Below are 23,886 nucleotides of genomic sequence, written 5' to 3' on the forward strand. Positions count from 1 at the left end.
AAATTTATATTTCTATTAATGCTGTGCTTTGAAGGCTTTTAGTTTTTCGATCAATTGAGGTACAATTTCGAAAGCATCGCCTACAATACCATAGTCGGCCACTTTAAAAAACGGTGCTTCTGGGTCGCTATTAATTACGACTTTCACTTTAGAAGAGTTAATTCCTGCAATATGCTGAATGGCTCCTGAAATTCCGATAGCGATATATAAATTAGTAGCTACCGGTTTTCCTGTTTGGCCTACGTGTTCACCGTGAGGTCTCCAACCTAAATCAGAAACTGGTTTTGAACAAGCGGTTGCCGCTCCAAGAACACTAGCCAAATCTTCAATCATTCCCCAGTTTTCAGGACCTTTTAATCCGCGTCCGCCAGAAACCACGATGTCTGCGTCAGCAATAGAAACTTTCCCAGAACTTTTTTCAACTGCAGTTACTTTTACATTAAAATCAGCTGTATCGATAGTTGGATTGAAATCTTCTTCAGTTAATGTAGCGTTATTTTCAATAATTCCGTAGGAGTTTTTAGCCAAGCCAAGAACTTTGACATCAGTTGAAATTTCGGTTATATTAAGTGCTTTGTTTGAAAATGCAGTTCGTTTTACTTGAAACGGATGGGTGCTTACAGGAAGTCCAACCACATTTGAAGCAAATCCAGCTTCTAAACTCACGGCTACTAATGAGGATAAATAAATACTATCTGTAGTAGAAGAAAGCACTACGACTTTGGCTGCTTCTTTTTGAGCTGCTTGTTGGATTACATCGGCATAAGCTTTAGCTGAAAATCCGTTTAGCGCATCGTTTTTTACTTTCAATACTTTGTCTACGCCGTATTTTGCTAATTCAGCAACATCACCTACATTAATAGTTACTGCGGTTACAGTTGTTCCTAGACTTTCGGCTACTTTTTTGGCATAAGAAGCCAATTCAAATGCTACTTTTTTGAATTTTCCTTCGGTTGATTCTGCGTATATTAATAAAGACATGATTTAAGTGTTTAAATTGTTTAAAAGTTGAAGTGTTTAGTAGGAACTGAACACTAATAACTAATTACTAAAGTACTTTAGCTTCGTTGTGTAATAAATTGATTAACTCGTCCAAGTTGTCAGCAGCAACTAATTTCACCGCTGATTTGGCTGCGGGTTTTTCAAATTTCACCGCTTTTGTATTCACGTTAGCTGCAACAGGTTCAAGAATAGTTAATACTTTAGTACGTGCCGTCATGATTCCTCTCATGTTTGGAATGCGAAGATCTTTTTCTTCAACTAATCCTTTTTGACCACCAATAACTAAAGGTAAAGTTGCACTTAAAGTTTCTTTTCCTCCGTCAACTTCACGGTTTGCTGTAGCATTGGTTCCGTCAATAGTTAATCCAACACAAGAATTAACAAAGTTATATCCTAAAATACCGGCCATCATTCCAGGTACCATACCACCATTGTAATCTAACGATTCTTTACCTGCTATAATTAGATCATACCCACCTGTTTTGATTACTTCTGCCAATTGTTTGGCAACAAAGAAACCATCAGTTGGATTGGCATTGATGCGAATGGCTTCGTTAGCTCCAATGGCTAATGCTTTTCTAAGTGTAGGTTCGGTTTCTGGACCACCAACATTGACTACGGTAACAGTAGCACCTTGTTGTTCTTGGAACCAAATGGCACGTGTTAATCCAAACTCGTCATTAGGATTGATTACATATTGCACTCCGTTAGTGTCAAATTCAGAATCGCCATTAACGAAGTTGATTTTTGAAGTAGTATCAGGCACATGGCTGATGCAAACTAATATTTTCATAGGGTGTTGTTTACTGATTTCTTAAAATGCTCCACAAATTTAAAATAATAAATCGGAATATTTACTATGCACGCATAATATTTTTTAATGATTTTGTGATTTTTTAGCCCAGATAGTAGCGGCATCCTTCCTGTGGTGCATTCAGCCACAGGAAGATATAGCGAATAGCTGGAAATAGCTCCTGATTATTTTAGTAGATTTTATGCTTTTAAGTTATTTAAAATATTTATTTTTGCGTTTCGAAAAATACACATACAACTTACAACTATGAGAACGATACAATTTAGAGAGGCCATTTGCGAAGCGATGAGTGAAGAAATGCGTCGCGATGAATCCATTTATTTAATGGGTGAAGAGGTTGCTGAATATAATGGTGCTTATAAAGCTTCAAAAGGAATGCTTGCCGAATTTGGTGAGAAAAGAGTAATTGACACGCCAATTGCAGAGCTTGGTTTTACTGGAATTGCAGTAGGTTCAGCAATGAACGGGAATCGACCAATTGTAGAATACATGACCTTCAATTTCTGTTTAGTAGGGATTGACCAAATTATAAATAACGCTGCCAAAATGCGTCAAATGACAGGAGGACAATTTAATGTGCCGATTGTTTTTAGAGGGCCAACTGCTTCGGCAGGGCAATTGGGAGCAACACACTCACAAGCCTTAGAAAACTGGTTTGCTAACACTCCAGGTCTTAAAGTGGTAGTTCCTTCTAACCCTTATGATGCTAAAGGTTTGTTGAAAGCTGCTATTCGTGATAACGATCCAGTTATTTTCATGGAGTCAGAGCAAATGTATGGTGATAAAGGAGAAGTGCCAGATGGAGAATATACAATTCCACTAGGTGTTGCTGATATCAAACGTGAAGGAACTGATGTTACTATTGTTTCCTTTGGAAAAATTATCAAAGAAGCCTATATCGCAGCTGATGAATTGGCAAAAGAAGGAATCTCTTGTGAAATTATCGACTTAAGAACGGTTCGTCCTATGGATCACGATGCTATTTTAACTTCGGTTAAAAAAACGAACAGATTAGTGGTTTTAGAAGAAGCTTGGCCATTTTCAAGTGTGTCTTCAGAGATTGCATATATTGTTCAAGAACGTGCTTTCGATTATTTGGATGCACCAATTCAACGTATTACAACTGCTGATACTCCAGCGCCATATTCTCCAGTATTGTTGAAAGAATGGTTACCTAATTCAGAGGATGTAATTAAAGCAGTTAAAAAAGTATTGAATAAATAACTTATACAACTGTTAATTATCTTGAGATAATTAATTTAATTTCTATATTTGAATCTTCATCAATTCTATTGGTGAAGATTTTTTATTTATGACAATTCAATTCCCTAAATATTTTCTGTTTTTATTGTTGATTACAACACAATTCGTTTTAGCACAAACTAAAGTGAGCGGTATTGTATTGGATAAATCCAACCAACCTATTCCATTTGCTAACGTTGTGTTTAAAGGGTCTACTACTGGTGTAGTTTCTAATGAAGATGGTCGTTTTTACATTGAGTCTCCAAAAGAGTATACCTTATTGGCGGTTTCTGCTACGGGGTTTTCAGATAAGGAAATTCGATTAGAAAAAGCAGTAAACTTTAATTTTAAAATTCAGTTACGGGAGGCCCAATCTTTAAAAGAAGTTGTCATCTACAATGGGAAAACGTCGAAGAAAAACAATCCAGCGTTAGATATACTTCGCAAAATTTGGGAACACAAGCATAAAAATGGGTTGTCTCTATTTCGTCAGTACCAATTCCAAAAGTACGAGAAAATCGAATTTGATATGAATACGATTGATAGTGCTTTTATGAAAAATAAGATTTTCAAAGGAATGGAATTTATCTTTAATAAAGTAGATACGTCTAAGGTAACAGGGAAAACCTACCTGCCTATATTTATTAATGAGTCTTTGTATGATGTATATGGAGACAATCAATTGAAGAAAGTAAAAGAGATTCTTAAAGCTAACAAAAACTCAGGTTTACGAAATGGGGATGGGGTCAATACTTTTGTAAAAGACTTGTACAGCGATTATAATATTTATGACAACCACCTGCATTTTTTTGACAAAAGTTTTACCAGTCCATTATCTACAACCGGAATTGATGTGTACAATTATGTACTAAAAGACACGGCTAATATCGATAACAAAAAATGCTACAATATTGTTTTTTATCCAAGGCGAAAAAATGAGCTGACTTTTAAAGGCGATTTTTGGGTCAACGACAGCACATTTGCTATCAAGAAAATCAATATGGAGGTGACTAAAAGTGCCAACATTAACTGGGTGAAAGACATTTACATTGAGCAAGAATTTGATGTGATGAATGATTCGGTTTTTCTATTAACTCGAGATTACATTATGTCTGATTTTGCGCTGAATAAAAACGAAGGCTCAAAAGGAGTGTACGGAAAACGCACTACTTTGTATCGAGATCATCAATTCAATAAGCCTAAACCTCTTCCTTTTTATAAGGAGGAAGTGAACTTTATAGACAATGAAGTGTTTACTAAATCAGACGAATATTGGCATGAAAACCGGTTTGAAAAATTAAACAAAGACGAAGCAGGAATTTATAAATTAATTGATACGCTTAAAACAGTTAAACGATTCAATCAGGTCTACAGTGCGGTTTCTATTTTAGGGAAAGGGTATATCAACTTCAAAGATTTTGAATACGGACCTGTTTTTTCTACTTTCGGATTTAATGAAGTAGAAGGATTTAGAACCCGAATTGGAGCAAGAACATTTTTTGGTCCTAATGATCCTTGGCGTTTGCAGGCTTATACCGCTTATGGAGTAAAAGATAATAAGGTAAAGTACGGACTTTCGGGCAAGTGGATGATTGATAAAAAAAATCGAGTAATTGTTTCAGGAGGAACACGACGCGATATAGAGCAAATAGGCGCTAGTTTGACTACTAGTAATGATATTTTGGGTCGAAATTTTGCCTCTTCAGGTTTGTTCACTTCAGGGTCTAATGGGAAATTAACCAATGTTAATCTGTCCAATGTCTCAATTGAAGCCGAACCAATAAAGAACTTGGTTTTTGAGACGGGATTTTCTTACCGAACCTTAGAGTCGGCATCGCGATCGTTTAGTTTGGATTATTTTACAGACGATAGTCATACTTCGACTAAATCAAGAGTACGCCAGTCAGAATTGTACTTGCAAATTGAATTCACTCCAAAGCGAAAAACCTTTGGCTATGGAGTAGAACGCAGAGATGTAGATAGCCCTTACAGTAGACTTTTTGTCAACTATAGTGAAGGTTTTAAAGGTTTGCTTGAAAGCGATTTTAATTATAGAAAATTACAATTATATTACAGACAACCTGTTATCATTGGCGCATTAGGAAGAACTAATTTAACGGTAGAATTAGGAAAAACATTTGGTACAGTTCCTTTAGGACTTTTAAATGTGATTCCGGGAAATCAATCCTATTTTGTTATTGGCAACACGTTTAGCAATCTAAATTATTACGAATTTGTTTCAGATCAATATACTACTTTTCAGTGGGATCATAATTTTCAAGGACGTTTGTTTGCTAGAATTCCTTTTATGCGAAAGCTAAATTGGCGCGAAATTATTGGTGCTAAAGCAGTATATGGAACAGTGTCAGATGCTAATAGAGCCATTAACGCCTCTGGCTTGGTTTATCGCGCGCCCGAAACAGTATATTGGGAATACAGTGCGGGAATTGGAAATATATTCAAAGTATTTCGTTTGGACTTTTCGTGGCGAGGGAATTACTTGAATGTGCCTGATGCAACCAAGTTTGCCATTAAAGGCTCGTTTGGGTTTTATTTTTAGTAGATACTCAATAATTTTAATTTGTAAAGCTTCCAGCCTTTTAAGACTAGAAGCTTTATTTTTTTAGAAGATATTGAGTACAATGCAACAATTTCAATTTTATCAAGAGATATCTTCTGTTTTTTCTTGTAAAAACGTATAGTTTCCTTACTTTTGCACCAAAATTTAAAAGAAAATTACAACAAATACAATGACTGCAGACAAATTAAAAACTTTCGACGTTTTAATCGAAATACCAAGAGGAAGTAGAAACAAATACGAATACGATTTCAAAATTAGAAGAATGCGTTTTGACAGAATGTTATTCTCGTCTATGATGTATCCAGCTGATTATGGTTTTATTCCAGAAACTTTAGCTTTAGATGGTGATCCATTAGATGTTTTGGTTTTGATTAACGAGCCTACTTTTCCTGGTTGTGTAATGGAAGTAAAACCAATTGGTGTATTCCACATGGCAGATGACAAAGGACCAGATGAGAAAGTAATTTGTGTTCCTGTTTCTGACCCAATTTGGAATTCATTGAATGATTTGAGTGATGTAAACCCTCACTTAATCAAAGAAATTGAGCATTTCTTCCAAGTGTACAAAGATTTGGAAAATAAACAAGTTGATGTAGAAGGTTGGGGAGACGTAAACGAAGCATTTGCAATCATTAAAGAATGTACGGAACGTTTTGAAGCGATTGAAAATAAACCAAAAAATTTATTTAGCATCAAATAATTTTTTTGGTTAATTAATATAAAAAAAGCAATATTCTGTAAAGAGTATTGCTTTTTTGTTTAAATTCGTTTGTTATCAATGAATTATTAATTAAAACCAAAATTATTTTTATGAATGCATTTATGATTTATTTGCCAATAGTAATGGCAATTATTGGACTTTTGTTCATGGTGGTTAAAAGAGCTTGGGTGCTAAAACAAGACGCTGGAGATGGTAAGATGAAAGAGATTTCAGATTATATTTATGAAGGCGCATTGGCTTTTCTTAAAGCCGAATATAGATTATTGACTTTCTTTGTTATTGGTGCAAGTGCAGTTTTGGCGGGAATTTCATTTATAGTTCCCACAACACATATATTAATAGTAGTAGCGTTTGTTTTTGGAGCTTTCTTTTCTGCATTAGCAGGAAACATGGGAATGAAAATTGCTACTAAAACTAACGTAAGAACTACTCAAGCGGCTCGTACAAGTTTGCCTCAAGCATTAAAAGTTTCATTTAGTGGTGGAACGGTAATGGGATTAGGAGTTGCAGGCTTGGCTGTTTTAGGTTTAACAGGTTTCTTTATTATTTTCTTTCAGATTTTCATGAATGGTGCTTGGACTTCGTCAGAAGACATGACCAAAGTACTTGAAACCTTAGCTGGATTCTCATTAGGTGCTGAATCGATTGCTTTATTTGCTCGTGTGGGTGGTGGTATTTATACCAAAGCGGCCGATGTTGGTGCTGATTTAGTTGGTAAAGTTGAAGCAGGTATTCCAGAAGATGACCCACGTAACCCGGCGACTATTGCTGATAACGTAGGGGATAATGTGGGTGACGTTGCTGGTATGGGAGCTGATTTATTTGGTTCGTATGTAGCAACGGTATTGGCTGCAATGGTTTTAGGTAACTATGTAATTAAAGATATGGGTGGTAAAATCGAAGATGCTTTTGGCGGAATCGGTCCTATTTTATTACCAATGGCTATTGCAGGTTTTGGAATTTTATTTTCTATCATCGGAACGATGTTAGTGAAAATTTCAAGCGATGATGCTAAAGAAGCACAGGTACAAAAAGCCTTGAACATTGGAAACTGGGTTTCTATTGTGCTGACTTTAGTAGCGTGTTATTTCTTAGTACAATATATGTTGCCTGCCACTATGAAAATGGAATTTTATGGCGAAGGATTAAAAGACATTTCATCAATGCGTGTTTTCTATGCTACTATTGTCGGTTTAATTGTAGGTGGAGCGATTTCATCTGTAACGGAATATTATACAGGATTAGGAACAAAACCTGTTTTGGCAATTGTTCAAAAATCATCAACTGGGGCAGGAACTAACGTGATAGCAGGTTTAGCTACCGGAATGATTTCTACTTTTCCAACGGTGATTTTATTTGCTGCGGCAATTTGGTCTTCGTATGCTTTTGCAGGATTCTACGGTGTAGCTTTGGCGGCTTCGGCAATGATGGCTACAACAGCAATGCAATTAGCAATTGATGCTTTCGGACCTATTTCTGACAACGCAGGAGGTATTGCTGAAATGAGTGAATTACCAAAAGAAGTGCGTACACGTACGGATATTTTGGATTCTGTTGGGAATACTACCGCCGCAACTGGAAAAGGATTTGCGATTGCTTCGGCAGCCTTAACTTCGTTAGCTTTATTTGCAGCGTATGTAACTTTTACAGGAATTGACGGAATCAATATTTTCAAGGCGCCTGTATTGGCAATGTTATTCGTAGGAGGTATGATTCCTGTTGTGTTCTCTGCTTTGGCAATGAACTCGGTTGGAAAAGCAGCTATGGATATGGTGTATGAAGTGCGTCGTCAGTTCAAAGAGATTCCAGGAATTATGGAAGGAACAGGCAAACCAGAATACGGTAAATGTGTGGAGATTTCTACGAAAGCCGCTTTACGCGAAATGATGTTGCCAGGTATTTTAACGATTGGTTTTCCAATAGCGATTGTGCTTTTAGGTAAATTAGTATATGGCGATAACAACCAATTAATCGCTGAAATGTTAGGAGGTTATATGGCAGGTGTAACTGTTTCAGGTGTGCTTTGGGCAGTATTCCAAAACAATGCTGGAGGAGCTTGGGACAATGCTAAAAAATCATTTGAAGCAGGTGTTGAAATTAATGGCGAAATGACGTACAAAGGTTCAGATGCACACAAAGCGGCAGTAACTGGAGATACAGTTGGAGATCCATTTAAAGACACTTCTGGTCCATCAATGAACATTTTAATTAAATTAACGTGTTTGATTGGATTGGTAATTGCTCCTATTTTAGGAGAAGGAAGTACGGGAAATACACCTAAAGAAATGACGTGTACTATAGAGATGAAATCTTGTAAAAAAGGAGAAATGATGGGCAATTGCGATATGAGCAAATGTGCCACCATGACTAAAGACGAATGTGCTAAAATGTGCGATAGTCTGAAATGTACTCCAGAGCAAAAAGAAATGTGTTTGTCTCATTATGACGCTAATGGTAAGTTTATTGCAAAAGAGTCTAAAGAAGAAAAAGCCTGTTGCGCTAAAAAAGGTGCGGCAGAAAAGCAAGTAAATGTTCAAATGAGCAAAGAAAACGGAAAGGCAAAAGCAACAGTAACTATTTCTGAAAACGGGAAGCAAACCGTTCAAGTTTTTGAAGGAACAGAAGCTGAAGTGAAAGCCAAAGTAGAAGCAATTAAATAGTTTCTCTTTCAATAAAAAGAAAATGCCTCAAGAAATTGAGGCATTTTTTATATGTGTATTTTTATATTTCTTATAAATTGGACTAAAACAACCCGTTCAGTTCGGCATCAATTTTACGAATGATGTCTCCTAAATCTTCTTGATTGTCTACAAAATTAATATTGTCCACATCAATAATTAATAATTTACCTCTATCATACGTATGAATCCAAGCTTCATAACGTTCGTTCAAACGGCTGAGGTAATCAATAGAAATCGAATTTTCATATTCGCGTCCACGCTTGTGGATTTGACCTACTAAATTAGGAATAGAACTGCGCAAGTAAATCAATAAATCAGGTGCTTTTACCAAAGATTCCATTAACTCAAAAAGCGAAGAGTAATTTTGGAAATCACGATTGGTCATCAACCCCATCGCATGTAAGTTAGGAGCAAAGATGTGAGCATCTTCGTATATCGTTCTGTCCTGAATGATTTTTTTACCGCTTTCGCGAATTTGCATTACCTGACGAAAACGACTGTTTAAGAAATAGATTTGTAAGTTAAATGACCAACGCTCCATTTGGTGATAAAAATCATCCAAATAAGGGTTGTCAACTACGTCTTCAAAATGAGGCTCCCATTTGAAATGTTTGGACAATAAATTAGTTAATGTTGTTTTTCCTGAACCTATGTTTCCTGCTACTGCTATATGCATTACGGTAGTGTGATTTTATAATTGATAACTTTCTAAAGTTGTAAAAATAGATAAAATTTAGTCTTAGCAATACAATTTTTTGAATGATTTATCCACAATGAATAAATCCAATGGGTTTGTTTTTATTTTTTATCTTTTTGCTAATTGGTTTTAAACCATTTGACAATCAGGTTGTCTAATGTTTGAGCATTTAACATTTTTTGGTAACAAATCGAAATTTCTTTCGACATATTTGCACAAATAACCTATAAATCAACACCTAATGAAAAAAATAATTCTACTATTTTTCTTTGCATTAATCTATACCAACTCTAATGCACAAAAAGACTTTCAAGGAATGGCTGTATACGAATCTAAAACTAGTACAGCCGATTTTAAAGCACGAATGGAAGGCAATAAAAATATTACTCCTGATATGCAAAAGATGATGGAAGAACGAATGAAAAAAATGTTTGAAAAAACGTTTATTCTCAACTTCGATAAATCAGCTTCTATTTATAAAGAGGAAGAAAAATTAGACGCGCCACAATCTCAAGGCGGTGGCGGAATGCGATTCATGAGTTCGATGACTGGAGGCGGAGGTACCTTTTATAAAAATGTAAAAGACAAAGCCTATGTGGTGGATAAAGAATTTATGGGAAAAGAATTTTTAGTAAAAGATTCTCTTGCCAATTTGCAATGGAAAATGGAGTCTGAAACCCGAGTAATTGGTGGATATACTTGTTACAAAGCTACTGCTGTGAAAGCAGCTAGTAAAACAGATTTTAGAAATTTCCGACCTAAAAAAGACGAAGAAGTTAAAAAAGAATCAGACAAACCCGGAGAAGCAAAGAAAACCAATTTTATGGATGCTGTCGAGTTGCCAAAAGAAATCACAGTTACGGCTTGGTATACACCTGAAATCCCTGTTAATCAAGGTCCAGAAGGATATTGGGGACTGCCAGGTTTGATTTTGGAAGTAAATGATGGGAAAACTATTATTTTATGTTCTAAAGTGGTTTTGAATCCAAAAGATAAAGTTGAATTTAAAGCCGTTACAAAAGGGAAAGTAGTGACTCAAAAAGAATATGACGAAACCGTAATTAAAAAGATGGAAGAATTCAGAGAAATGAACCAAGGTCGTGGCGGTCGAGGCGGAATGGAAATCAGAATTAACCACTAAAAAAATCCGCTTTTTAATTTAAACTATTTTAAAATGAAGAAAATCCTACTGATTGTTGGGCTGTTGTTAGTGTCTGTTTCGTATGCTCAAAATATCCGTTTTGAAGGGGTGGTAATGGATACAGGAAAATCGCCTTTAGAAATGGCCAATGTAATGGCAGTGAATCAAACTACAAAAGCGATGGATTCGTATGCAATAACCAGTGATAAAGGGAAGTTTGTCCTGAATTTAAAAGCCAATACCTCTTACGTTATAAAACTGAGCTATATTGGGATGCAAAACAAAGAAATCACTGTGGCTACTCAATCGGGGAATATGGTTCAAAATATCACGATGGAATCAGGAGGGATTGAACTAGCTGGTGTTGAAATTGTTCGCGAAATGCCAGTTTCTATCAAAGGAGATACTATTGTGTATAATGCCGATTCGTTCAAATCAGGGACCGAACGAAAATTAGAAGATGTACTTAAGAAATTGCCTGGAGTGGAGATTAATTCTGATGGAGAGGTTGAAGTTGAAGGAAAAAAAGTGTCTAAATTAATGGTAGATGGAAAGGATTTTTTCAAAGGAGATAGTAAACTAGGAGTAAAAAACATTCCTGCGGATGCCATTGATAAAGTTCAATTTCTTAGAAATTACAATGAAAATTCGATTCTAAAAGGAGTCGAAAACAATCAGGATAATGTGGCAATGAATATCAAATTAAAATCAGGAAAAAAGAATTTCTGGTTTGGAGATATTTCTGCGGCAGGTGGTTTGAACGACACTAAACGCTACTTGGCTAATCCTAAATTGTTTTATTATAGTCCAGATTACAGTGTCAATTTGATTACTAATTTCAATAATATTGGAGAATTACCTTTAACCGCTCAGGATTATTTTAAATTCACAGGAGGATTCAAGGATATGATGTCTAAAGGGGGTAGTAGTTTTAATGTTTCTTCTAATGATTTGGGTATTTCTTTATTGAAGAATAATAGAGCTAAGGAAATTGAAACGCAATTTGGAGCCGCCAATTTTTCATACAATGTAAATAAATCGCTGACTTTAAGTGGTTTTGGTATTTTATTGGATTCGAAAACGGATTTAGAAACTAAAACCAGTACTAAAATTTTGAATCCAAATTCAAACCAGGTTGCCTCTGTTGAGAATAGACAAGAAGTAACCAATCAAAAAAATAATTTGGGCTTATTCAAATTGGCTTCAATTTATAAACCTACGAGTACATTTCAATTGAATTATGATATTTTGACCAAGTTGTCTAAACAAGACGAAAACAGTAATTTAGTTCGTCAGGCAATCGTAAATAATTTGTCCAACACCGAAACCATTCTTACAGGAAAAAACCAAGATCCTATCTCAATCAATCAAAACATAAGTGCTTATCTTACTAAGAATGAAAAGAATGTTTTTGCTCTAGAAGTACAGCATTTGTACCAAAATGAAAATCCATTTTATAATGCCAATTTGCAAACGCAGCCGTTTAATTTGACAGGATATTTAACAGGTCAAAATAGAAATGATCTTTCTCAAAGTCGTTTTGTAAAAACCAATAAACTGGATACTAAACTGGATTATTATTACATGCTTACTCCAAAGAGTAACATTAATATTACCCTAGGAAATACCTTTTCTAATCAAGATTTTAACTCTGCTATTTTTCAAATTTTAGACGGAGGAGGAGTTAATAATTTAGCTTCTACCCAAAATACTAATGCCGTTAATTACAAGTTTAACGATGCTTTCTTAGGGTTGCATTATAAGATGTTGTCAGGAAAATTCACTTTTACACCTGGATTTAGTCTTCATGCCTATGACATGACCAATTCACAATTAGGGACTAGCTATAATCAAAACTTTTTCAGAATTTTACCTGATTTCTTAGCTATTTATCAGATTAAAAAGGCTGAAACACTAACCTATAACTTTGGTTATACCAATAATTTTACAGACATAAGTAAATTGGCAGAAGGATTTGTGTTTAATAATTATAATAGTCTGTCTAAAGGTAATCGCTCTTTGGAAAATGCCATTCAGCAAACCCACTCTTTGCGTTATTTTAAGTACAATATGTTTAATTTAGAGAACATTTCGGCTAATTTGAGCTATTCTAAAACGATGAATGGAGTCAAAACACAATCAGTATTTACGGGTGTGAATCAATCTTCTTCACCATATAATTCAAATTTTGCAGATGAGTCGGCTAGTGCTTTTGCAATGTATGGACGTTCTTTTTTGAAAAATTACAAAGCATCAATGAATACAAGAGTGTCTTGGTCAAAATTCAACAACATTCAAAACGGAACGTTTACTTCAGTTGAAAGTTTTACACAAACTCATACTGTTTCGGCATCAACTAATTATAAAAATGCACCTAATTTGGAGTTGGGGTATTCGTTGACAGTGAATAATTATAACCAATCGAAATTCTATACAGATAAGCCCTTTGTTAAATTGGATTATTATTTCTTAAAAAGCTTTTCATTTGTTTCGGAATATGAGTTTTATCATTATTACAACGGAGATAAGACGGTTAACAATGAATATGATTTCCTTTCGGCAAGTTTGATTTATCAAAAAACAAAAGAAAGCAAATTAGAGTATAAAATTGCTGCGACTAATTTATTAAATACAACTTCGTTGAATGATGATAGTTTCTCACAGTTCTCCACTCGAACTTCACAATACACTGTTCAGCCTAGATACATTATATTTAGTTTGAAGTATAATTTATAAGTTGAATAGAGCATAAAAAAACCACGCAACTTGCGTGGTTTTTTTATGCTCTATTTATTATTGAACGAATTTCACTAATATTTTGACTTGGTATCCATCTAAAGATTTCTCTTTTAAATTAGTATGCGCACTAGCCGATTGGTATAGTATTTTAAGATGGTATTTTGGTAAGTTTATTTCTTGACTAATTTCAGTGTTTGAATTGTCATTTTGTTTAAAAATTGGGTTGGATAGTATGAAGGTTAATAAATCTATGGGAAGTATCTCTTTGTTGATTTGTAAATCCAAACCGTATTTTTTTGTAACCGTCTTGATGTCGTATTTTACATTGTTAATTGTAACAATTCCTGAGTTGTTCTTTCCTGCAAATTGGTTAGCCCTAATTACAAAATCATAGCCATGGACATTTTCAATTGTACTGCCATTATAGTAATAATTGTATTGGTTTTCATTGGGTTTGCTATTTTCGTATGTTGCAATATAGGATGTTCCTAGGGCTTTCATGACTTCGATTGAAGTTGGATTTTTAGTGCTATTTTTTAATTTGTCTAATTTTCCTTTTGCCAATGAAGCCATAGGGTCTAAACCATAGTTGGATTTAATAAAATCTATGATACTACTAAGGTCTTTTTTTTGTTCATCATTCAATTCTTTCGTATCAATTGTTTTTATGTACGATTCAAATCGATTGAGTTGACTTTTTTTGGAAATAGCATCGGCACTTTGAGGACCGGCTACTGAAATTAGCGCAGTTAAAAACAAACTTACTGGGATGAATTTTATTTTAGCTTGCTTTTGAAAAACAAAATAGACAACTACAATACTTAACCAAAGAGATAAAATCAAAACATAATACCGCTCATGAGTTATACCATAGAGGTTGATACGATATAAAATAGCCCAAAATAGCAATCCTAAAAGAGGTACTAATAAATAGTAAAACCAGCGGTTAAAAGTATGCATCCAAAGATTTCCCTTTTGCTTAGCGATTGGATAAACCAATAAAAAAGAAAGTATTCCAAAGAGGGCAAATACTAAAATTAAATAGGATACCCAGCCCACAGGAAGTGTTAGGGTAATTAGTATTTTCAACTCATAGATTACTAAAATACCTAAATAAATAGAAATTAAAGGGAGTAGAATAAATTGAGTAAATTTTTTGAGTCCGTTGGGATAGTTTAACGTTAGTTGAGGCTGGGAACTATTCATTTCAGGAATACCAGCTAAAAAGAAGATGGTGCTAAATCCAATGACAATAACTAACCATAAATGGAAATATATTTTCTCATACAATTCAACAGAAAATAATTGGTTTACCGCTAAAATGGCTAGAGATAGCCCTGAAAACAGCACAAAACTGTATAACCCAGTAATTAAGATGCGCAAAAAGAGTTGTTTGTTGAATTCCCAAAAGCTATCTTGATTGTATTTTTTTATAAAAGCTGAAAAGGAAACCAAAAGATGCAAAGCAATATTGAGGACGACAAATTGCAGCATTTCTACTTTTGTTATTTTTTCAGAAAATTGAAAAACAAAAGTGCAAACTAGCACTCCGGCTAATAGACTAGAGATCAATCGAACTAGACGTTTGTTGTTTCCTGAAAAATAGAGGCTAATAGATAAAAACGAGACCAAGCAAAGGGAGCAACTTAGTGCAATTTTTGCATAAAAATTAAAGTTAGGAGTATGATCTGCTTGTTCTGACAAAAGAATTGTGGTAACCATCCCGACAATAGCGGTTATACATTCTAGTGGAAACCGTACAATAGTTTTTTGTGTAGCGCTTAAAATACTTCGTAATAAATGGGATTTGGACATAGTATCCTTTTTTAGATTTCAATCTAAGTAAAGGAATTATTTTTAAATATCAAAATAAAAAAGCCTCAAAATGGTTTACTTTGAGGCTTTAAAATATAAGGTAAAATATTGATTTACAATTTAAAAGCTGTTTTTACAGCATCTACAAAATCTAATTTTTCCCAAGTAAATAAATCTACAGTAACAGTTTTAGTTAATCCGCCAGGAGCAGAGAAAGTTTTAGTAACCGTTTCAGGTGTACGTCCCATGTGTCCGTAAGCAGCTGTTTCACTATAGATTGGGTTTCTTAATTTCAAACGTTGCTCAATAAAGTATGGACGCATATCAAAAATACCTTCAACCACTTTACTAATTTCTCCATCAGTCAAACTCACTTTTGAAGTTCCGTAGGTGTTTACGTTGATTGATGTTGGTTTTGCCACACCAATAGCATACGATACTTGTACCAAAACTTCGTCACACAATCCAGCAGCTACTAAGTTTTTAGCAATATGACGGGTTGCATAAGCCGCAGAACGGTCTACTTTTGACGGGTCTTTCCCAGAGAAAGCACCACCACCGTGAGCTCCTTTTCCACCATACGTATCGACAATGATTTTTCTTCCTGTCAAACCAGTGTCTCCGTGAGGTCCTCCGATAACGAATTTTCCTGTTGGATTGATATGATAGGTAATATTGTCATTGAATAAATGCGCATATTGTGGGTATTTCGCTTTAATACGCGGAATCAAAATACTAACTAAATCCGATTTGATTTTAGCTAACATTTTAGCTTCTTCATCAAAATCATCGTGTTGCGTAGAGATCACAATCGCATCAATACGAACCGGTTTGTTATCATCTGAATATTCAAGAGTTACTTGAGATTTAGCGTCTGGACGCAGGTATTTGATTTCGTTGTTCTCTCTTCTTAAGTTAGCCAATTCAATCAAAATAGCATGAGATAAATCCAAAGCCAAAGGCATGTAATTTTCAGTCTCATTAGTAGCATAACCAAACATCATTCCTTGGTCACCAGCTCCTTGCTCTTCTTTACTAGCTCTATCCACTCCTTGATTAATATCAGCTGATTGTTCGTGAATAGCAGAAAGGATTCCACAAGAGTTAGCTTCAAACATGTACTCGCTTTTAGTGTAACCAATTTTTTTGATTACATCACGAGCAATTTGTTGTACATCTAAGTAGGTATTTGATTTTACCTCTCCAGCCAAGATTACTTGACCAGTTGTAACCAACGTTTCACAAGCTACTTTTGAATCGGCATCAAATGCCAAAAAATTATCAATTAATGCATCGGAGATTTGATCAGCCACTTTGTCTGGATGTCCTTCACTCACAGATTCTGACGTAAATAAATAAGCCATAATAATTTAATTTGTTTTAAATTAAGCGAGGAAAATAAGGAATTGCTACGAAATGCTAAAGGGAAGTTCCTGCTTTAGCATTTTTTAACGAGGTTGCAATCAGTTCAAATTTTTCCTCTGAAATTAGAGTGCAAAGTTATAAAACCATTTTGAATTCCAAATCAAACTTTCCTTTTTTTTGTTTCTAAAATGCGATTTGGTTTCGTTTTAATCAAAAAACAGGTGTTTTATGCTCTTTTTTTTGAATTATTTCTTTCTAGAATTAGGATTTGTAAATAATTATTCTCAATTTTGGTATTCAAATAAAGAAAACATGAATTTTAAGGTATGCAAAATGGTAAAATCAATTCAGGAAAAATCCTGCGGGTTGACTATTGCATAAATTAATTTACAACTAATATAGCAAAGCCTCCCGCAAAAAACGGGAGGCTTTTTTTATACTCAATAATTCAAACAAACAAAATGAAAAATTTCAAACAACAACAAAAACAAATTAAGATGGTAGCACTAGTGTGTTCTGCTGTCGTGATGTCTATTCGAGTCTGTTGATGCCAAAAGTTTTGTTTTACCCTTATAAAACCCCTTTTGGAATCTGTTTCAAAAGGGGTTTTTTCTTAACCAAAAAAATACTAAACAATCATTTAATACATACAATCATGAAAAAAGAAACCCTTTACACGCCAAGTAGTCGATTCAGAAGATTGTTTCGAACAAAAACTACCAATGCCAAATTGCTTTCGAACGAATTAATCCATCCGAGATTTGTTTTGACAGAAACCGATTTGTTGACTAAAACTAAGACCGTTAACTCGTTGTTATTTTTAATGTATTCTCAAGAAAATGAATCACTCTTTATTTAAAAAAACAAATTATGCTTTGATTGACTCTTTTGAATGAAAAAAATGAAAATGATTGTTCGTTCAAAAGAGTAAATCAAAAGCGGTCTAATGGTATTTTGTCCAATTATGCAGTAGTGAAATTTGTTTCTTTGAGAAATAAGACGTTAATTTGCAGCTCAAAGTTCAAATAAACGTATTGAAATGTTATAAAGAAAGGTAGAGGGATTAGACCCGATGAAGCCTTAGCAACCCTTCGGTAAATCGAAGAAGGTGCTGCATTCTACCACAGAAATGTGGAAAGATAACACGAGATTTTTCTAGCTTCCTTCTAGATTTTCTTTCTAATATTTCCAACACAAATCAAAAACACAACAGATTTGACATTGGAAAATAAAATCAACCAAATACAAATACAAAATTTCACCACCGAAAGTGGTGCGCAATATCCTATAATCAATTTGAGTTACCAAGTTTTTGGTCCAAGTTTGAATTCGGCGCCTATTGTTTTAGTCAATCACGCTTTAACAGGGAACTCTCAAGTGATTGGAGCGCAGGGTTGGTGGAACGACTTAATAGGCGAAAGCAAAACAATAGATACACTTAAATATACCATCTTGGCTTTCAATGTACCAGGAAATGGATTTGATGGTTCTCTTATTGAAAACTACCAAGATTTTAATGCGAGAGATATTGCCAAACTATTCAATCAAGGAATTGCGATCTTGAAAATAAAGCAACTATTTGCTATTATTGGTGGTTCAGTTGGAGGTGGAATTGCTTGGGAAATGGCGGCTTTGGAACCTGAAATTACGCAACATTTAATTCCGATTGCTACGGATTGGAAATCGACTGATTGGTTGATTGCGAATTGTTTTTTACAAGAGCAAATTTTATCCAATTCGTCTAAACCTATTGAAGATGCTCGTATTCATGCTATGTTGTGCTATAGAACACCGGAGTCTTTTTCGGCTAAATTCCAACGCACTACTAACGAAGAAATGGACGTTTTTAATATTGAAAGTTGGTTAGCGCATCACGGGAATAAGTTGCAAAAGCGGTTTCAGCTTTCGGCTTACAAAATGATGAACCAGTTATTGAAGACTATTGATATTACCAGAGGGAGGGATTCTTTTACTACAGTTACTTCAAGAATACAAGCTGATATTCATATAATTGGAATTGATTCTGATTTGTTTTTTACGGCAAATGAGAACCGAGCTACGTATGAAGAATTAAAGAAACAGAAAGAAAATGTATCCTATCAAGAAATCGTTTCCATCCACGGTCACGATGCTTTTTTGATAGAATACCAACAATTACATAATTTATTGGCTACCATTTTTTAATGGTACAACCTATAAAACAGATACTATGAAGATTTTAAAATTTGGAGGAAAGTCATTATCTAACGGAGAAGGATTAGATAAAGTAGTTGCAATTATTTTAGACAAAGTAAATCAGGGCGAGAAAATAGCCGTGGTCGTTTCGGCACGTGGCAATGCTACGGATGAATTGGAAGAACTATTATCAATTGCGTCTAAAAATGAAAGTTACAAGCCATTGTTAGAACAATTCAAATTGGAACAACAAAATGGTTTGGAGGATGTTGACTTGTCGGAAGAATTTACCGTTCTAGAAAAATTATTTGAAGGCGTAAGCTTAATTGGAGATTACAGCAGTAAAATTAAAGATCAAATTTTGTCGATTGGCGAAGTGCTTTCTGCCAAATTGCTTACTTCAATTTTGATTAAAAATGGCGTAAATGCCCGTTTTGCTGACAGTAGAGAATTGATTAAAACCGATTCGAAATTTGGCGATGCACAACCCATTGAACAAGCTTCTAAGAAAAATGTGGTACAGTATTTCAAAGAAAATGAGGATGCAGTGAATATTGTAACGGGTTTCATTGCTTCGAATGCTAAAAATGTGACGACTACTTTAGGTAGAAATGGAAGTAATTATACGGCTTCGTTAATTGCTAATTATTTGAATGCAGAGGAATTACAGAACTATACTCACGTTGACGGTATTTACACTGCCAATCCTGATTTAGTTCCTGATGCAAAAAAAATTGATTATCTGACTTTTAATGAGGCAAATGAGTTGGCTAATTTTGGAGCTACCATTTTACACGCTAAAACAATTATTCCTCTATTAGAGAAAAACATTCCGCTTCGAATTTTAAATACGTTCAATCACGAAAACAAAGGAACCTTAATTCGTTCTACAGCGAGTAAAGAAGGGATTAAAACACTTTCAGTATTGGAGAACGTGGCCTTGGTGAATTTAGAAGGACGCGGATTGCTAGGAAAAACGGGAGTTGATGCCCGAATTTTCAAAGTGATGGGTGATAATGATATTAGTGTTAGTATTATTTCGCAAGGTTCTTCAGAAAGAGGAATTGGTTTGGTGGTAGATGCTGATAAAGCAACTACTGCAATGATTCAGTTAGAAAAAGAATTCGAAAATGATTTCTATTCTAAAGATGTGAATAAAATTTCGGTGACTGATAATGTATCGGTGATTTCTATCATCGGCCAAGATCTGAGTACTTTTCACAAGCCTTATACGGCTTTGATCAAAAATAAAATTGTTCCGATTTTGTTCAACAACACCGTTACGGGTAAAAACGTGAGTTTGGTGGTGAAAAAATCAGAATTGAATCGTGCCTTGAATGTTATTCACGGAGAGATTTTTGGGGTTTCGAAAAAAATCAATATTGCCATATTTGGACATGGTTTAGTAGGCGGAACGTTGATTAACCAAATTCTAGAATCGGCTACAGCCATCGAGAAAAGGAAAGATGTGAAGTTGAATATTTTTGCTATCGCCAATTCTAAAAATGTATTGCTGAACAAAAATGGGGTGACTCCCAACTGGAAAAATGAAATCCAAAACAAAGGCACATTATATTCAATTCAAGATGTGATTGATTATGCCAATGAAAACCATTTGGAAAACATAATTGCTATTGATAATACAGCTAGTGCTACTTTTGTGGAGAATTATATTCCATTGATTGAAAGTAGTTTTGATTTGATTTCGTCCAACAAAGTAGCGAATACGTTGAGCTATAGTTTTTACAAAAAACTTCGCAAAGTCTTGGCCGACAATCAAAAAACCTATTTGTATGAAACCAATGTAGGTGCTGGTTTGCCATTGATTGATACCATCAAATTATTGCACCTTTCAGGAGAAAATATTACTAAAATTAAAGGGGTATTTTCAGGGACTTTGAGTTATTTGTTCAATAATTTTTCAGCCAAAGACGTTCCGTTTAGTGAAATCTTGAAAGAAGCTATTGACAATGGTTACACAGAACCCGATCCAAGAGAAGATTTGTGTGGAAATGATGTTGGTAGAAAATTGTTAATTTTGGCCCGTGAATTGGATTTGCAAAACGAATTTGAAGAAATTGCTATTCAGAATTTAATTCCGGAACATTTGCGTGAAGGAAGTGCATCCGAATTTTTGACTAAATTGAAAGAATTTGATGCCGTTTATGCCAAAATAAAAGAAGATCAACAACCGAATCACGTTTTGAGATACATCGGCGAATTGTCCGGAGATTTACAAAGTGATAAGGGGAATTTAGAAGTAAAACTAGTTTCAGTTCCTTCAGATACCGCATTAGGTGGATTGAAAGGTTCAGACTCGTTCTTCGAAATTTATACCGAATCGTATGGCGATAGACCTATTGTAATTCAAGGAGCAGGAGCAGGTTCGGCAGTAACGGCAAGGGGTGTTTTTGGAGATATTTTGAGATTGTCGGATAAAGGATAAGATTTCAGAATTACGATTTTTGATTTACGATTTATACAAACAAAGCAAATGAAAATAACATTAGAAAGAGTAAATGAGAACTTTCATTTTCAAATGAAAAATGATAGAGGACACCTTGTCAATGTGGATGCTCGTCCTGCCTTTGGGGGGAACGATATGGGACCAAGTCCAATGGAATTGGTTTTGATGGGGGTAGCAGGATGTAGCGGAATTGATATGATTTCGATTCTGAAAAAGCAACGTCAAGAAATCACCTCTTTTAAAGCTGAGGTAGAAGGAGAACGCGTAACAGTTGGAGAGGCAAATCCTTTCAAAACAATTCACGTGGTGTTCTTTTTAGAAGGACCAATTAATGAAGACAAAGCAGCTAGAGCAGCTAAATTATCTTTTGAAAAATACTGTTCTGTTTCCAAAACCTTGGAACCAACCGCTACCATTTTGTACAAAGTAGTGTTGAATGGAGTGGAATTAGCGAATTAAATAAATACAACTACAATGAACGAACAAGATTTTGGTTTTGAAACTCAAGCAATACGCGGTCAATTAGAAAGAACACAATACTTAGAGCATTCGGTGCCTTTGTACTTAACTTCTAGTTTTGTCTTTGAAGATGCCGAAGATATGCGTGCTTCTTTTGCAGATGAGAAAGAGCGTAATATTTACAGCCGATACAGCAATCCCAATACGATTGAATTTATCAATAAGGTGTGTCAAATGGAAGGTGCCGAAACGGGTTTTGCTTTTGCTTCGGGCATGGCAGCCGTGTATTCTACTTTTGCGGCTTTATTGAAATCGGGAGATCATATTGTTTCTGCTAGTAGTGTTTTTGGAGCAACACATTCCTTGTTTGTAAACTATTTTCCAAAATGGAATATCGAAACGACCTACTTTGATCTTTCACAACCTGAAACAATTGAGAGTTGTATTCAACCCAATACTAAGATTTTATTTGCCGAATCGCCAACGAATCCTGCAGTTGATATTATCGATTTGGAATTGCTTGGAAAAATTGCTAAAAAACACAATTTGATTTTGATTATCGACAACTGTTTTGCAACGCCTTATTTGCAACAACCTATTAAATGGGGAGCGGATTTGGTAGTACATTCAGCTACTAAATTGATGGATGGTCAAGGACGTGTTTTAGGTGGAATCACAGTGGGTAGAGCTGATTTGATTAAAGACATTTATCTTTTTTCTCGTTTAACAGGACCTACTTTATCTCCTTTTAATGCTTGGGTATTATCGAAAAGCTTGGAAACATTGGCAGTTCGTTTAGAAAAACATTGCGAAAATGCGTTGAAAGTGGCCGAGTTTTTAGAAAATCACCCTCAAGTTAATAAAGTAAAATATCCGTTTTTAAAATCACATCCACAGTATGCGATTGCGCAAAAACAAATGAAATTAGGAGGCAATATTGTAGCTTTCGAAATCAAAGGCGGTATCGAAGCAGGAAGAGCGTTTTTGGATAAAATAAAATTATGTTCTTTGTCACCTAATTTAGGAGATACTAGAACGATTGTTACGCATCCAGCATCCACCACTCATAGTAAATTATCCGTTGAGGAGCGTTTGGCTGTGAGTATTACTGATGGATTGGTACGTGTTTCTGTAGGTCTAGAGACTGTTGCTGATGTCATTGCTGATTTGGAACAAGCCTTGTCTTAGAATTTACGATGTACGATATTGGATTTACGATAGATGAGATTTAGTTTTTAATACAATATATATGAGAAAATTTCGAGAAATAATATTTTTTTTAATTTTACTTATTTCAATTTCAAGTTGTGAGAAGAAGAAGACAGTTGAATTTGAATTTGAGAAAGCCGTTATGACTGAAATTTTCCCAAGCTTGGTTGATTCGATTTGTGTTGATAGTAGAAAAATGCTTCCCCCTCCTATGTTGGGAGTATATGTTACAGATAAAGAAGGACACGTTTCTGAAGATTCTACTAAAGCAACAAAAGTTCAATTAATTGAGTACCGAAAATGGAAGAAGGATAGGGAAAGAATAGAGAAAGATACGTCTAAGGTAGTTATTGCTTTTGATCCATTTCTTAAAAAAGGAGATTTTCGTTTTTCAAATAATAATAATTTAGAAAAAAAATATCCGTTTCTAGAGACTTACATTGAAGATGATGATACAATAAAAGCATACAGGTTTGATTACGAAAAACTTAAACTACATAATAATTTTAAATTGAAAAATCTTTCGGAGTTTCCTAAAGAAAAATTTCGTAATGAAATATATGATTTAAAATATGACTTTGTTTTTTCAGGAGTTTTGTATTTGTCAAGAATTCAATTTGACAAACAGAGAAGATCAGGAATATTAGAAGCTGGGTTTAGTTATTGTGGTAGATGTGGAAGAGGTTTTATTATTTTTATCAAAAAAAAGGATGCTAAATGGGTAGTTGATAAAATCCAAAGAACATGGATTTCATAAGTATAAAACACTATAAGTAAC

The 23,886-nt window shown here is 34.6% G+C and carries 17 protein-coding genes and 1 riboswitch; of the genes, 12 read left to right on the top strand and 5 right to left on the bottom strand.

What is annotated here, in order from left to right; genetic code table 11:
* Positions 1 to 15: 15 nt before the first annotated feature.
* Both RMR09_RS00555 and RMR09_RS00560 read right to left on the bottom strand, forming a co-directional pair.
* Positions 16 to 981, bottom strand: a complete 966-nt coding sequence (locus tag RMR09_RS00555; RefSeq protein ID WP_310593885.1) for an electron transfer flavoprotein subunit alpha/FixB family protein — start codon at positions 979 to 981, stop codon at positions 16 to 18.
* A 67-nt stretch (positions 982 to 1,048) separates the two neighbouring features.
* Positions 1,049 to 1,795: an electron transfer flavoprotein subunit beta/FixA family protein gene (locus RMR09_RS00560; RefSeq protein ID WP_310593886.1), complete on the bottom strand. Its 747-nt coding sequence runs from the start codon at positions 1,793 to 1,795 to the stop codon at positions 1,049 to 1,051.
* Between the two features lie 267 nt (positions 1,796 to 2,062).
* Here RMR09_RS00560 and RMR09_RS00565 point away from each other — a divergent pair, with 267 nt between their 5' ends.
* From RMR09_RS00565 to RMR09_RS00580, 4 genes are all read left to right on the top strand, one after another.
* Positions 2,063 to 3,040, top strand: a complete 978-nt coding sequence (locus RMR09_RS00565; RefSeq protein WP_310593887.1) for a pyruvate dehydrogenase complex E1 component subunit beta — start codon at positions 2,063 to 2,065, stop codon at positions 3,038 to 3,040.
* An 88-nt stretch (positions 3,041 to 3,128) separates the two neighbouring features.
* Entirely contained in the window at positions 3,129 to 5,618 is a 2,490-nt protein-coding gene (locus RMR09_RS00570) for a DUF5686 family protein (protein ID WP_310593888.1), read from the top strand.
* Between the two features lie 190 nt (positions 5,619 to 5,808).
* Positions 5,809 to 6,339 carry an inorganic diphosphatase gene (locus RMR09_RS00575; RefSeq protein ID WP_296686043.1) on the top strand — a complete coding sequence of 177 codons (531 nt, stop codon included), beginning with the start codon at positions 5,809 to 5,811 and terminating at the stop codon, positions 6,337 to 6,339.
* Positions 6,340 to 6,449: 110 nt separating this feature from the next.
* Entirely contained in the window at positions 6,450 to 9,020 is a 2,571-nt protein-coding gene (locus RMR09_RS00580; RefSeq protein ID WP_310593889.1) for a sodium-translocating pyrophosphatase, read from the top strand.
* 82 nt (positions 9,021 to 9,102) lie between these two features.
* Here the strand turns inward: RMR09_RS00580 and RMR09_RS00585 are convergent, their stop codons facing one another.
* On the bottom strand, positions 9,103 to 9,717 hold the full coding sequence (locus RMR09_RS00585) for a deoxynucleoside kinase (protein WP_310593890.1): 615 nt from the start codon (positions 9,715 to 9,717) through the stop codon (positions 9,103 to 9,105).
* Positions 9,718 to 9,979: 262 nt separating this feature from the next.
* Between RMR09_RS00585 and RMR09_RS00590 the strand changes: the two genes are divergently transcribed.
* Together RMR09_RS00590 and RMR09_RS00595 are read left to right on the top strand one after the other, a co-directional pair.
* Positions 9,980 to 10,879, top strand: a complete 900-nt coding sequence (locus RMR09_RS00590) for a GLPGLI family protein (RefSeq protein WP_310593891.1) — start codon at positions 9,980 to 9,982, stop codon at positions 10,877 to 10,879.
* 33 nt (positions 10,880 to 10,912) lie between these two features.
* Complete coding sequence (locus RMR09_RS00595; protein ID WP_310593892.1) at positions 10,913 to 13,615, top strand: carboxypeptidase-like regulatory domain-containing protein; 2,703 nt, start codon at positions 10,913 to 10,915, stop codon at positions 13,613 to 13,615.
* Between the two features lie 57 nt (positions 13,616 to 13,672).
* On the opposite strand, the gene RMR09_RS00600 is transcribed toward RMR09_RS00595, so the two are convergent.
* Both RMR09_RS00600 and metK read right to left on the bottom strand, forming a co-directional pair.
* Positions 13,673 to 15,433 (bottom strand): DUF4153 domain-containing protein, encoded by a 1,761-nt coding sequence (locus RMR09_RS00600; protein ID WP_310593893.1) that lies wholly within the window; start codon positions 15,431 to 15,433, stop codon positions 13,673 to 13,675.
* A 113-nt stretch (positions 15,434 to 15,546) separates the two neighbouring features.
* On the bottom strand, positions 15,547 to 16,797 hold the full coding sequence (gene metK / locus RMR09_RS00605; protein ID WP_310593894.1) for a methionine adenosyltransferase: 1,251 nt from the start codon (positions 16,795 to 16,797) through the stop codon (positions 15,547 to 15,549).
* A 656-nt stretch (positions 16,798 to 17,453) separates the two neighbouring features.
* Here metK and RMR09_RS00610 point away from each other — a divergent pair.
* The 6 genes from RMR09_RS00610 (at position 17,454) to RMR09_RS00635 (ending at position 23,865) form a co-directional block, all read left to right on the top strand.
* Positions 17,454 to 17,657, top strand: coding sequence for a hypothetical protein (locus tag RMR09_RS00610; protein ID WP_310593895.1), 204 nt, complete (start codon positions 17,454 to 17,456; stop codon positions 17,655 to 17,657).
* 180 nt (positions 17,658 to 17,837) lie between these two features.
* Positions 17,838 to 17,944: riboswitch (SAM riboswitch) on the top strand.
* Positions 17,945 to 18,019: 75 nt separating this feature from the next.
* The gene (locus tag RMR09_RS00615) at positions 18,020 to 18,982 is read left to right on the top strand and encodes an alpha/beta fold hydrolase (RefSeq protein ID WP_310593896.1); all 963 of its coding nucleotides are present in this window, start codon (positions 18,020 to 18,022) and stop codon (positions 18,980 to 18,982) included.
* A gap of 25 nt (positions 18,983 to 19,007) precedes the next feature.
* Complete coding sequence (thrA, locus tag RMR09_RS00620; protein ID WP_310593897.1) at positions 19,008 to 21,419, top strand: bifunctional aspartate kinase/homoserine dehydrogenase I; 2,412 nt, start codon at positions 19,008 to 19,010, stop codon at positions 21,417 to 21,419.
* 48 nt (positions 21,420 to 21,467) lie between these two features.
* A complete protein-coding gene (locus tag RMR09_RS00625; protein WP_310593898.1) occupies positions 21,468 to 21,899 on the top strand; it encodes an OsmC family protein in 432 nt (143 codons plus the stop codon).
* Positions 21,900 to 21,914: 15 nt separating this feature from the next.
* Entirely contained in the window at positions 21,915 to 23,087 is a 1,173-nt protein-coding gene (locus RMR09_RS00630; RefSeq protein WP_310593899.1) for an aminotransferase class I/II-fold pyridoxal phosphate-dependent enzyme, read from the top strand.
* A gap of 61 nt (positions 23,088 to 23,148) precedes the next feature.
* Positions 23,149 to 23,865 carry a hypothetical protein gene (locus RMR09_RS00635; protein ID WP_310593900.1) on the top strand — a complete coding sequence of 239 codons (717 nt, stop codon included), beginning with the start codon at positions 23,149 to 23,151 and terminating at the stop codon, positions 23,863 to 23,865.
* Positions 23,866 to 23,886 lie beyond the last annotated feature (21 nt).

The sequence above is a fragment of the Flavobacterium sp. genome (assembly GCF_031537875.1).
Lineage (GTDB): Bacteria > Bacteroidota > Bacteroidia > Flavobacteriales > Flavobacteriaceae > Flavobacterium.

Bases quoted from the DNA above. Each gene is read 5' to 3' on its own strand.
- RMR09_RS00630 (WP_310593899.1), top strand. From the start codon at position 21,915: ATGAACGAACAAGATTTTGGTTTTGAAACTCAAGCAATACGCGGTCAA.
- RMR09_RS00625 (WP_310593898.1), top strand. From the start codon at position 21,468: ATGAAAATAACATTAGAAAGAGTAAATGAGAACTTTCATTTTCAAATG.
- RMR09_RS00565 (WP_310593887.1), top strand. From the start codon at position 2,063: ATGAGAACGATACAATTTAGAGAGGCCATTTGCGAAGCGATGAGTGAA.
- thrA (WP_310593897.1), top strand. From the start codon at position 19,008: ATGAAGATTTTAAAATTTGGAGGAAAGTCATTATCTAACGGAGAAGGA.
- RMR09_RS00580 (WP_310593889.1), top strand. From the start codon at position 6,450: ATGAATGCATTTATGATTTATTTGCCAATAGTAATGGCAATTATTGGA.
- RMR09_RS00595 (WP_310593892.1), top strand. From the start codon at position 10,913: ATGAAGAAAATCCTACTGATTGTTGGGCTGTTGTTAGTGTCTGTTTCG.
- RMR09_RS00560 (WP_310593886.1), bottom strand. From the start codon at position 1,795: ATGAAAATATTAGTTTGCATCAGCCATGTGCCTGATACTACTTCAAAA.
- RMR09_RS00555 (WP_310593885.1), bottom strand. From the start codon at position 981: ATGTCTTTATTAATATACGCAGAATCAACCGAAGGAAAATTCAAAAAA.
- RMR09_RS00635 (WP_310593900.1), top strand. From the start codon at position 23,149: ATGAGAAAATTTCGAGAAATAATATTTTTTTTAATTTTACTTATTTCA.
- metK (WP_310593894.1), bottom strand. From the start codon at position 16,797: ATGGCTTATTTATTTACGTCAGAATCTGTGAGTGAAGGACATCCAGAC.
- RMR09_RS00575 (WP_296686043.1), top strand. From the start codon at position 5,809: ATGACTGCAGACAAATTAAAAACTTTCGACGTTTTAATCGAAATACCA.
- RMR09_RS00600 (WP_310593893.1), bottom strand. From the start codon at position 15,433: ATGTCCAAATCCCATTTATTACGAAGTATTTTAAGCGCTACACAAAAA.
- RMR09_RS00590 (WP_310593891.1), top strand. From the start codon at position 9,980: ATGAAAAAAATAATTCTACTATTTTTCTTTGCATTAATCTATACCAAC.
- RMR09_RS00570 (WP_310593888.1), top strand. From the start codon at position 3,129: ATGACAATTCAATTCCCTAAATATTTTCTGTTTTTATTGTTGATTACA.
- RMR09_RS00610 (WP_310593895.1), top strand. From the start codon at position 17,454: ATGAAAAAAGAAACCCTTTACACGCCAAGTAGTCGATTCAGAAGATTG.
- RMR09_RS00585 (WP_310593890.1), bottom strand. From the start codon at position 9,717: ATGCATATAGCAGTAGCAGGAAACATAGGTTCAGGAAAAACAACATTA.